We start from the raw sequence: 10,340 nt of genomic DNA, 5'->3' as shown, positions 1-10,340 counted from the left end.
CTTTATGCGCCACTACGCTTGACTAATTCACTTAGTGGTCGCACCTCTTGTTTTTTCTTTTTAGTTTTCTTTTTCTTTGGTGCTTTCAATAAGATTTCATCAATATCCAAGCAATCAGTATTCATGAAATCCCGAATCGTCCACCCAAGTTCTGTAACTGAATCACGGACAAAACCAACCTGCAGGTCATAAAATTCAGACCAACTTAGATTTCCTCCGCCTTTTCCTTTTTTGACTCTTCCACATCTGTCTTAGATAGACCAAGAACTCGATAGCTGATAATTTCCCATATTTTATCAATGTCTAAAGAATCCATACCGTTAAGAATTGCTTCTTTAGTAAGTTCCTTTTCATCGAATAAATCGGCGACGAATTGAATTTGCATTTCTAAATACTCGTCAGCCGTTGGTTCTAATCCTTCGCTTGTTTTTTCTTCTCTAAGTGAATTTTCTTTTTTTATATAGTCTGTACGCTTAGAAAACGGCACAAAGTCCTGTGTAAAAGTTTTTTCTTCGCCATCAATGCGTAAAGTTAGTTCAATTTTACGTTCCATTTTTTAACCTCCAAAAAAAGGACGACTAACTAAAGCCGTCCTTAATCAATAAATTTTTATTCTGCTGCTGATACAGTCAAAGTACATTCTGCTGTAAAATTACCGTCTTCAGTTGTGCCAACAAGTTTTGTAATACCTTCCGAAACGCCTGTTACTTTTCCTTGCACTGGCGTTACCGTTCCAATCGCTGCATCTTCAGAACTGAATCTATACGCTTTGTTTGTTGCGTTTTCTGGCATGATTGTAGGTGTTAACGTTGCTGTTTCACCAACTTTTAAAGCCAATTCAGTCTTATCCAAGGTAATTCCAGTAACTGCAATAGGTAGTGTTTTAAACGCTGGTACATCGACATGATCAGATTCTTTTTCTACACCGTCAACGGTGGCAACGCCTGTGACAGTAAAGTCACCTGCTAAAACATCCGTATTTGCGGCAATTCCTGTAATAGATAAAGGTGAAACACCTTCTGCAACAGGATTAGTTTCACCTTTTTTATAAAGTCTAAATTTTTCTGGTGGAATAAACGACATTTCTTGTCCTCCTAACTTAATTCAATATTGGCCCCATCTGTGGTGGGAGTAACAGCTCCCACTGTGGGGCTTGCTACTTTTCCGGCGCTGGTGTTTCTTCACCAAATAATTCTGTTGTCAATTCTGCTAGAGCTTCTGAATTATCTGCAAAACCGACAGTAACTTTTTTACCGTTAATTTGACGAGAAACAGCAGAATAAACATATTCGCCAGGCTCTGGTGTAAAGTCGTCATCATTTAATGTTTCGCCTTTGACACCATCTAATGAGAATGTGCCTGCATACATACCGAAGCCAAGTTTTTCGCCATACAAATCTTCTGATTCGATTAATACTGCGTAGTAAGGTGGCTCTGTATCCTCGCCAATATGATAAACTTTGCTTTCCTCGCTAGCTTTTTTATGCCCTAACATTTCATGTTCAATGGCTGATGGTACATCTAAGATACCTAAATTTGCTGCAATATCTCCGTGACCTTTACGTGCCACGTAGTATGCAATATTTGATCCGAAAACTTTTGACGGTTCTTTGGTTAGTCCTGTAATTTCAAAGCTTGCTGCGGCCCCTTCTTTTGGCTTGCCATCAATGACATGTTTCTTACCAGCGACTGGCTTTAATTCATTGTCCAATTGTTGAATAGTGATTCTGCTAAATCCGTATGTTTGCATAAATTTTTTCCTCCTAAAAAATAGACACCAACTTAATAGTCGGTGTCGTGAATTTGTGTATTTTTTCTGTAACGTCTTGCATCTACAAAACGTTTTGTTTCGTTAAAGTACTGATCTAAGCCACCATCTAGGCGACCAAATCCAATTTGTTTCATCGTTTCTTCAACTGCTTTAGAAATTTGCTTGGTTACCATTCTGTCCATGCTTTCAACATTTATTTGATAATTGAAGCGAATTGACAAAGCTTTGTTGTTGGCAAAATAAGCGTTAGTTTGTGGACCAAGAAAGTTGTCAATGATAATGAAGGGCTTGGTAGTATCTAAAGTTTCTGGCACTTCATAGAACTTAATTCGTTGAGGTGTCACAAGCTCTTTAATTGTTTCATTTTCAATCAATGCGTTATAAACGAACATCATCATATCTTTCACTTGGCTAATTCCTCCAATACCTCACGTGTTTTATTCCTTGCAATTGCTTTTGATTGGTCAGCAGCCCTCTGCACCGCTCCCATACCTCGAGGGCGAATGTACCTGCCGCTTTTTGTATAACCAAACTCATTCAGGTGGACTAACCGCCAACGGCTCTTATCTCCTCGCCAACCTACATCAATTTCTTTAATACCATAGGAAGCACCTTTTACGTTTGACTTTACAACTTCATCATAGGTGGCCCCAGAATCTTTGTAATAAGCAACAGCATTTTTAGTCACTTTAACTATTTCATCTCCCGTGACTTTTAAAGCTTTGTTTACCATTCGACTAGTTCTTGCTTTCCCCAATTTTGATTCTATATTTTTGATAATCTCTTCAGTTCCTGTGACTTCGCTCATGACGTTATCCCTAAAACAATCTTGATAAAACGGTTATCTTCAAAATCTGGTGAAACGTCTACGATTTCCCATTCTTTTCCAGTTGGCAAAACCCTATAATCATCAACAATAACTTTATGTTTATTTGTTGGGATATAGTCTTGGTGTGGATCACGGATTTTAATTGTCAGCCCTTCTTTAGTTCCTTTGGCGTTTAATATCTCTATGTCTTTCATTGACGGATTGTAGATTTGCGCTTTACATGAATGAAGTTCTTTCTTTACTATTTCGCCAGGTTCAGGCCCTTCTCCCGGAATAAACTGAAAAAAAGAAACTGGCGTTTTTAATTCGCCAGCTCCTATTTTGGGACGTTTATAATTAGGGTGTATTGCCAAATCCTTCACCTCCTGAAATATCGATGGAAGCATCCATAATGCTTTGCTGAAAGTTGGGATAAAAGTATTCTAAGGCTTCGTTTCTTACATAACGAGTTCTTTCAAAAACAAGTTCTTTTCCTTTTCGATATACTTTTGGATCAAAATCTCCTATAAGCGTTCGAATATCTTCAAAGGAATCATTTAATTGTTCTTTTATAGAGTCATCGTCTGACGAATGAAAGATTTGATTTCTTTCTTTGAACTCCTTTAAATATGATTCCATCTAATCCCCCCGTGCTATTTCAAATCGATAGTTGCCCCATCTGTTGTTGGGTTTATCTTATTAACAACAGGGGTGTTTACTTTGTTGCTGGTTCTCCATCGTCAATTTTAATATCATAAATTTGCGCTGCATCGTTATCAGCTGGCTCACCATTGCCCAATAAGTCGGCAGCGTATAATGTTGCACGTTTCATTGCAAATGTTTCTTTATAAACATAGACTTTTTCTGCACGTGATTGCGTAGCATCATATTCTCCACCAACAAAAGCAATCAATTTATTCTCTTTTACTTCTAAAGATTCAATGATATGGTCTTCAGAAATAAATGGTAAGTTTGAAACGAATACGCCATTTGCATTTTGCGTAGTGACACGAGCAACAATATCGTAATAGTTCAATGGATTAACAATTAAGTATACATTCCCTTTAACTTTTCTTGTTTTTTCCTCTCCCTCGTCACCATCGCCGACTTTATCGGTATATTTAGAAGCTTTCTTCAATAACATTGCGAATTCTTTAACCATTGTCTGTGAATCTTTAAAAGTTAAGATCCCTGCTGATTCTTTATCAGCATATCCATTTGTCGGATCAATTGCCGCATTCATATCTTTTGTTAGTCCAATAGGTTGATTATGACCAGACCCATTGATAATTGCTTTTTCCCATGCTTCTGCGATTGCTTCAGATAAACATAAACGAACGTATCGGTCAACCCAGCGTGGACCTAATTCTAAAGTGTCATTTGAAATTAAGAAAAACGCTGTTAAAGCCAATTGATTAAATTCTGTTGCACCAAATTGTGCATCTAATTTCCCTTCAATATCTTTATGAAGTGGCCCCCATACCGCTACACCTTTACGACGAGAACGAGTAATTTTAGTTTTACCTACTGAAGGTGTAAAATTAATAATTTTTAACAATGGACGTTCTTCTTGTAAACCTTCAAAAACACGTTCTAAAATTGTTTCTGGCCAGACTAAATCTTCATCAAATCCACCCGCTTTTTCAACTTCGTTATAAAATTTTGTTTCTTCATTAGTTAAAGTGTGAATGCCGCGAGCTTCAAGCACACGGTTATCTGTTACATTTTTCAGCTCTTCATATTCAGCTCGTACTTGCTTTCCTGCATCTTCTGCAACAGCAGTAACATATGCTTCTAAAGCAGCATTTACCTGTTCTGATGTCGCCTCTTCATTTGTTGATACTGCATTAAATTGTTTCTTCGCTTCATCTGTTTTGTTTTTTAATGTTAATGTCATAATCATGCTCCTTTAGTTAATCTATTTATTAAAGATTTTTGTTTTGGTTTTGATTCTTGTTTTGCTTCATTCGTCACAGCTTGTTGGTTTAAAGACATAGCTTCCGCAACAGCATTTTTCACCATTTCAGCTATATTTTCCTTTGAATCAGTTGAATTTTTTTCGGTGTTTTTCTTAACTTCTGTTGCAAAACCATATTCTACAGCTTCTTCAGCTGTGAACCATTTTTCTTCCTTCATCCAAGTTTCTAATTGATCTATTGTTTGACCTGTTTTTTGTGAATAAATTGAAAGAATGGAATCATCGATAGTTTCCAAAGCATTCAAAGTCTTTTGAATATCTTGTTTATTTCCCCATGTAAAAGTCGAAGCTTCATGAATCATAACTGAAGTCCCTACATTCATAATCGCTTCATCAGCTGCCGACAAAATGAATGTTGCTGCTGAAGCTGCTACACCAGTAACTTCTACCGTTACTTTTGAGGGGTGATCTTTTAAATAATTGTAAATTTCAACACCTTCAAACACATCTCCGCCTGGGCTATTTAATTTAATGGTAATATCGTCTGTCACTCCATCTAAAGTTTCCCTGATGCTTTTCGCATCAATAACATCATCATCGGACCAATATTTTTTTCTGATATTTCCCGAAAGAGTTAAAACTCTTTTACCTTCAACTAACTCGTTAGAAAACCGAAACGGCACGTTTCTAGTCTTTGTCATTCTCTTCCTCACCCCCTTTCACGAGTGCATAATTTTTAGTCATAATTAGCTTCTTACCTTCTCCATCTGGCAACGAATCATAATCCGTTTCTTCCCTCACTTCATCTCTTAGGAATGTTCCACTAGAGACGATTTTGTCAATTTGAGTTGCATTTTCTAGAATACTTACAGGTAAAACTTTAGTTACTTTAATTCGTTCGCCATTTTTATACTCTTGGCGTGTAAGAACTTTTGCAGTTAATTCATCTTGCAGCTTTTTCATTAAAGGAATAATACATAGTTTTCTAAAAGCTTTGATATTGGAATCAAGTTCTGATTTTTCACCATAAATAAGCGCCGTAGGTACTCCTATGGCGTTGGCTACATCATCAATTAACGATGATTTCATTTTATTTAATTCCTCAAGAGACTGATTAGAAGAACCTTGTTTGTTCGTATATTCTTCATAATCAAATCCTTTAACTTTTGGGACTATAGCAACTGCTTTAGTGCTAAAAGCGTGATAAATTTTATTTACATACTCTTGTAATCTTTCCGAACGTGTTTTGCCATCTTTTCCTTTTTCTTCATTCATTGATCCAGTGGCTTCAATTGAAACAGAACCACGAATCTGATTATTTCGCATGGAGATTTCTAGTATTCGTCCGAACAATTCCGAATAGTCATTAAATAAACCCTTAGTAAATGAATCAAGCTCTTTACTGTTGTACTTTAAATAAATAACATCTGACATGTAAAATTTTTCTGTAAACACTTGGTCTTTAACGTAAACGTTGCTAAAGCAATCATCTGTGATTGTTTTTTGTTCTCTTGTATAGTCATCAGCTATTAAAAGTTGGTCATCTTTTAAAATAACCAACACTTCATTTTCATCTAACAAGCGAAAGAAGAAGGTTTGCCAAAATGTGGTAGCAGACATATCCGAGTTAGGCCGAACGTTTAATATATAGTCCCAATCTTCCATTCCTGTACTTTTGAATTTTATTTCTAATGTGGACATAGTCCTTGAAACAAAATCTATAACGGTATTTTTAGCCATTATTTTTAAATATGACCGTGTAGCTAATTCATCCCCTGCAACAAAATCTGGAAGCCAGTCGGACGGTTCTTCATTTTTTACTGATAGTTTGAAGACATCGAATAAACTCACTCATTCACCCCCTTTCTGTTGTAGTTACACGTTATTTTATTTTTCCTAAAAAATGACGACCCGATTTTTTTTCTTTTTTCGTTGGTACATCCCACTTATAGCCGTTATGAGCAACAAATGTCTTTTTGAAATAAGCAATATTGTTGCCATAAGCTGATTTTGTTGTTCTAACAATGTTTAGATATTGCGGTTTATACATAATAATTACTTCCTTTCTAAGATTTAATTTGTAAGCATTACCATAGGTGATATAATAAAGTTATCAGTTGTAATAAACTGAAATAAAGCAAGGAGGATACTCACTATGGCAGACAAATTAATACCGCCTGGCACAGACAACCAAAGACCAGGCACTTATAAAGAAGTCGGTCCTAGAGGTGGCGAAGTATCAAAACCAAGAGAAGTTAAAATCGATTCTGGTGATAGATTACCCCCAACTCAAAAGCCCGGTAATAAATGGACTAAAAAGTAATTTACTAGAGCTAGGCTAGCACCTAGCTCTTTTCTAAAACTCAATTTCATCCAATATGTCAAAGGCATCTTCATAGTTGTAATTTACGATTTCATCAACACGCCATAAACAATATTCAAAAGCCTTGAATCCGTCTGTCTTACGCCTTACCTCTTCTTTCTTCTTATATGATTTATTACCATCGCCATTGGTCTTAACAAGTACATTGTTTGTATACCAACGCATGAGCGGATTATCGCCAAAAATAATGTGATTGTTAGCAAAAGCATCTTCAATTCTAGGTGCTAGCAAATTATCAGCAGCTGTTGGATTCCTGATTACTTCGATTTCGAAGCCTTCTTTCAAAAACAAAGGCCGCAAAAGATCCATACGAAAATTATCAGCTACTACTTTTGTTATGCCATATTTTTCCCGTTGTTCAACAAACCAACCAACGACTGTTTTAGGATCAATTGTGGGGCCATCTATGACCGTTAGTAATCCTTTTTCTTCCCATTCACGTATCGGCGCAAATTTTTCTTTTGTGGTTTCAGAAGTCTTACGAGAATATCCATAGTAAATGTCCACAAATTGCTTTCTAACGAACGAATGGGTCTTGAATACATAATCATCCCCATCACGAAACAAAAGTCCACAGGCGGCGAAATCACGCAGACTGGCATAGTCTAAACCGCCAATGGCTTGTTTTCCAATTAGGTTAGTTGGGAATGGTCTGTTGGTCGCTAGAATTTCTTCACGACTAGCCACCGATCTTTCTAAGTCTGTGACAGGTAAATTCATACGTTTAGTCATGAATTCTTCCCTGTTACTTGGATCGTCTTCTAAGTCCTCATATTCTTCCATGATCGTTTCATACAGTTCTTCAGCATAATTAGATAACGGTTTATGAAACATCGGGTTCGCAAGTTCCCAGTTTTCAGGATCATTCACTTGATCTTCTGAATCAAGTTTACAAATGAATGGAAAAAGAGCATTGAAACGGACTGAACCATTCAACACTCTTTTCGCTTTTTCTTTCATACTATCCAAGAACCCTTCTCGAACATATCCGTCAGTTCCAGAATAAAACTCCCTTGAATTTGGTTTTTTGCCCAAACCACTAATATGGACCTTTACATCTTTATTCGATTCGTACCGATGAATTTCATCGAATGCTACTGCGCCATCTCGCAAACCATCTTTTGTTTCTCCGTTGCTCGTTCGATACTTAAGTTTGCTGCCAGTTTTCTTGCTTGTGATAACTGATTTTCCATATTCAAAAGCTTTCTGCAACGTTTTATTTCGTTTGATTGTATTGTAAATTTCTTCAAATGACGTCTTAGCTTGCTCCTCTGAGTTTGCAACAATCGATATGTTGTAATCCATTATTCCATGTACCTCGGTTTGTAAAAAGTTTAGAACCACAGATAGCAAACCATTCTTGCCACCCCCACGTCCAAACATCCAAAGAAACTTTCTATACACCCGACGGTCATTTTTCTTGAAAAAGAAAAAGACAAACGCAATTAAAAATTTTTGGAATGGCTGCATTGGAAAAAACCATTTTTCTCCATAGGCGATACATTTATCGATCATCTCATCATCAAAATAAACATCGTCACGACTGAGTACATCACGCTCTAAATATTCAATTAAATCCTTCCGCTCCTGATTGAATTTAATCTGACCAGTTTTGAATTGATTAATATAAAAATCAACGTGTTTTTGATGTATCATGTTAAATCACTCTCATCATAATCATCATCTGGAGCGGTAATCGTTTGATCCAGTGGATCCAAATTTAAATCTTTACCAAGCGTTATTAATGCACGAGATATTTTCACTTTTTCAGCGATTGCAGGATTAGGTTTTACAAATTTTTGCGTACCATTTTCCACCTCAACTATTGCTCCGAATTTAGTTATTGAACTATTCATTTTCCGATAAAGCTTTACTAAATCAATATATCTTTCAACTTTTTCAAGTTCAATCTGATCATTTTCATCAATTTGTTTTAATAATTGTTTTTTCAAATCTGCTATCCTAATGTCCTACACCCCCCTAGTAAAAAAATTATCTCTTATATTTGGACAGTTGACCCCATCCACCGGTTCCCGCAGCCCCCACTTTAGGGCAAAATATTTCGATGGGGGGTATGCTATCCCCCACTTTTTGTTGATTTTTGCAAATCATTTTCCACAACTTCGTTTCTCTGTTCTTTCCACTTACAAGGTGGGAAGAACACCTCAGCTCGTGCTATATATCTCACACCTAGCTTTTCATTTATTTCGTTGTGTTGATGGTTGTTAATCATACAAAACGCAGATGCTCTTACTTCTTCCATGCTTACCACCATTCATCATCCCATTTCTTTTTTCTTTTCGATTCTCTATAGTTAAATCTTCCGTGTCTTTTATTGTGACAGTCTTTGCACAACGTGCGTAGGTTGTCTATATCCAAGACATGCTGAGGATAATGTTCCAACTCTTTAATGTGATCCACTTCAAGAATAGAATCATATTGAGTTGTCAGCTTACCTTCTTGTTTACACCACTGGCATTCATAGTGGTCACGCTCTAAACACTGCTGCCTTAATCTTCTCCACTCTGACGAACCATAGAACTTCGCTCGCGCTTGTTTTGATGTGACATCAATCATTAGTTAATTTATTGTGTATACAAGTTATTTCTTCTAAGTTATCGCAATATTTAACTCTAACTTGGGCATCGCCTAAACTATCCGCTGTTTTTGTTCTCCAATAAAAATATACATCTACTAATCCTTTTGGCATCTCGTCTATACGTTCGCCTTTGTAGTAAACTTCTGGAACTGAATCAGTATCTTTTAGTTTGATTTCAAGTAAATCAGCCGTTGTTTCTTTCGGTAATGGTACATCTGAACTTTCTTTTTGAGCGTGTTCTTTCATCTTCTTTTGAATTTCCGCATCATATTTAAGGCAATCTGTATCTCTTTCCCACGGCTTATTTCTACAATAAGAAGTGAAATAACCATCGTTAAGTATTGTTCTTCGTGTTGCTTGTTCAATCAATTTCTCAATATACTTTGTGACTTTTGGATTCTTAACGATCATCGTGCCATTAGATAAAACAACAAAATTTACATCATCATTGAATGTTTCATCAACGTTTGTTTTAGTTTCTGAATACTCATCCTTGACTTCTAACGTGAAAATTCTATCCGTCATATCCATTCACTTCCCTTTCTTCAATCCATCTATATAAGTGTTAACCAAAGCACGTTGAACTTGTAACACTCCTTCGATACCTAGCGACTTAACATCGAGTTTCAATCGTTCGTTTAAGAACTGTGCATTGTGATCAGCTTCAAGCGTTTCTTTCTGGACGTAATAAAGTAATGCTGATGTCTCATCCATTTTCAGCCCATATACCGAAATGATTTCAATAAACAGTTCTGCAAGCGCATCTATATCTTTCTCTTCACGAACCTTCTTCATGATTTCTAAGAACTGTGCTTGTTGCTTTTTAATCTGTTCTTTTTTACTCATAGATGTAACAACCTC

General features: G+C 36.3%; 19 protein-coding genes. 1 reads left to right on the top strand and 18 read right to left on the bottom strand.

Annotation, left to right across the window (positions count from 1 at the left end; genetic code table 11):
- Positions 1-2: 2 nt before the first annotated feature.
- The 12 genes from AB3I72_RS11610 to AB3I72_RS11555 all read right to left on the bottom strand — a co-directional run bounded on the left by AB3I72_RS11610 (position 3) and on the right by AB3I72_RS11555 (position 6,547).
- Complete coding sequence (locus tag AB3I72_RS11610; protein WP_002396883.1) at positions 3-125, bottom strand: hypothetical protein; 123 nt, start codon at positions 123-125, stop codon at positions 3-5.
- An 80-nt stretch (positions 126-205) separates the two neighbouring features.
- Positions 206-553, bottom strand: coding sequence for a hypothetical protein (locus tag AB3I72_RS11605; protein ID WP_016615687.1), 348 nt, complete (start codon positions 551-553; stop codon positions 206-208).
- 56 nt (positions 554-609) lie between these two features.
- Complete coding sequence (locus AB3I72_RS11600) at positions 610-1,083, bottom strand: Ig domain-containing protein (RefSeq protein WP_368023948.1); 474 nt, start codon at positions 1,081-1,083, stop codon at positions 610-612.
- A gap of 73 nt (positions 1,084-1,156) precedes the next feature.
- Entirely contained in the window at positions 1,157-1,750 is a 594-nt protein-coding gene (locus AB3I72_RS11595; protein WP_002358071.1) for a major tail protein, read from the bottom strand.
- Between the two features lie 32 nt (positions 1,751-1,782).
- A complete protein-coding gene (locus AB3I72_RS11590; RefSeq protein ID WP_368023947.1) occupies positions 1,783-2,178 on the bottom strand; it encodes a hypothetical protein in 396 nt (131 codons plus the stop codon).
- Entirely contained in the window at positions 2,175-2,579 is a 405-nt protein-coding gene (locus AB3I72_RS11585) for a hypothetical protein (RefSeq protein ID WP_002374156.1), read from the bottom strand. Before AB3I72_RS11585 ends, AB3I72_RS11590 begins: the two co-directional genes overlap by 4 nt.
- On the bottom strand, positions 2,576-2,962 hold the full coding sequence (locus tag AB3I72_RS11580; RefSeq protein ID WP_208770225.1) for a phage head-tail adapter protein: 387 nt from the start codon (positions 2,960-2,962) through the stop codon (positions 2,576-2,578). The genes AB3I72_RS11585 and AB3I72_RS11580 overlap by 4 nt, the downstream gene beginning before the upstream one ends.
- On the bottom strand, positions 2,937-3,218 hold the full coding sequence (locus AB3I72_RS11575) for a hypothetical protein (RefSeq protein ID WP_002380686.1): 282 nt from the start codon (positions 3,216-3,218) through the stop codon (positions 2,937-2,939). Before AB3I72_RS11575 ends, AB3I72_RS11580 begins: the two co-directional genes overlap by 26 nt.
- 76 nt (positions 3,219-3,294) lie before the next feature.
- Positions 3,295-4,482 (bottom strand): phage major capsid protein, encoded by a 1,188-nt coding sequence (locus AB3I72_RS11570; RefSeq protein WP_031321168.1) that lies wholly within the window; start codon positions 4,480-4,482, stop codon positions 3,295-3,297.
- On the bottom strand, positions 4,479-5,198 hold the full coding sequence (locus AB3I72_RS11565; RefSeq protein ID WP_368023946.1) for a head maturation protease, ClpP-related: 720 nt from the start codon (positions 5,196-5,198) through the stop codon (positions 4,479-4,481). Before AB3I72_RS11565 ends, AB3I72_RS11570 begins: the two co-directional genes overlap by 4 nt.
- On the bottom strand, positions 5,185-6,348 hold the full coding sequence (locus AB3I72_RS11560) for a phage portal protein (RefSeq protein ID WP_002396873.1): 1,164 nt from the start codon (positions 6,346-6,348) through the stop codon (positions 5,185-5,187). The genes AB3I72_RS11565 and AB3I72_RS11560 overlap by 14 nt, the downstream gene beginning before the upstream one ends.
- A 31-nt stretch (positions 6,349-6,379) precedes the next feature.
- Positions 6,380-6,547 carry a hypothetical protein gene (locus tag AB3I72_RS11555; RefSeq protein ID WP_208770227.1) on the bottom strand — a complete coding sequence of 56 codons (168 nt, stop codon included), beginning with the start codon at positions 6,545-6,547 and terminating at the stop codon, positions 6,380-6,382.
- A 105-nt stretch (positions 6,548-6,652) separates the two neighbouring features.
- Here AB3I72_RS11555 and AB3I72_RS11550 point away from each other — a divergent pair, with 105 nt between their 5' ends.
- Positions 6,653-6,820, top strand: a complete 168-nt coding sequence (locus tag AB3I72_RS11550; protein ID WP_002400743.1) for a YjzC family protein — start codon at positions 6,653-6,655, stop codon at positions 6,818-6,820.
- A gap of 33 nt (positions 6,821-6,853) precedes the next feature.
- On the opposite strand, the gene AB3I72_RS11545 is transcribed toward AB3I72_RS11550, so the two are convergent.
- The 6 genes from AB3I72_RS11545 to AB3I72_RS11520 all read right to left on the bottom strand — a co-directional run bounded on the left by AB3I72_RS11545 (position 6,854) and on the right by AB3I72_RS11520 (position 10,325).
- The gene (locus tag AB3I72_RS11545; protein WP_021164522.1) at positions 6,854-8,536 is read right to left on the bottom strand and encodes a terminase TerL endonuclease subunit; all 1,683 of its coding nucleotides are present in this window, start codon (positions 8,534-8,536) and stop codon (positions 6,854-6,856) included.
- Positions 8,533-8,832 (bottom strand): P27 family phage terminase small subunit, encoded by a 300-nt coding sequence (locus AB3I72_RS11540; protein ID WP_002391436.1) that lies wholly within the window; start codon positions 8,830-8,832, stop codon positions 8,533-8,535. Before AB3I72_RS11540 ends, AB3I72_RS11545 begins: the two co-directional genes overlap by 4 nt.
- A gap of 125 nt (positions 8,833-8,957) precedes the next feature.
- Positions 8,958-9,143 carry a hypothetical protein gene (locus AB3I72_RS11535; protein WP_244322667.1) on the bottom strand — a complete coding sequence of 62 codons (186 nt, stop codon included), beginning with the start codon at positions 9,141-9,143 and terminating at the stop codon, positions 8,958-8,960.
- Positions 9,144-9,145: 2 nt separating this feature from the next.
- On the bottom strand, positions 9,146-9,457 hold the full coding sequence (locus AB3I72_RS11530; RefSeq protein ID WP_368023945.1) for an HNH endonuclease: 312 nt from the start codon (positions 9,455-9,457) through the stop codon (positions 9,146-9,148).
- The gene (locus AB3I72_RS11525) at positions 9,450-10,010 is read right to left on the bottom strand and encodes a hypothetical protein (RefSeq protein ID WP_267592194.1); all 561 of its coding nucleotides are present in this window, start codon (positions 10,008-10,010) and stop codon (positions 9,450-9,452) included. Before AB3I72_RS11525 ends, AB3I72_RS11530 begins: the two co-directional genes overlap by 8 nt.
- Complete coding sequence (locus AB3I72_RS11520; RefSeq protein WP_113803333.1) at positions 10,011-10,325, bottom strand: hypothetical protein; 315 nt, start codon at positions 10,323-10,325, stop codon at positions 10,011-10,013.
- Positions 10,326-10,340 lie beyond the last annotated feature (15 nt).

It is taken from the genome of Enterococcus sp. GC34 (assembly GCF_040886645.1).
Taxonomy (GTDB): domain Bacteria; phylum Bacillota; class Bacilli; order Lactobacillales; family Enterococcaceae; genus Enterococcus; species Enterococcus faecalis.
This window is presented reverse-complemented; position numbering and strand designations above follow the sequence as displayed.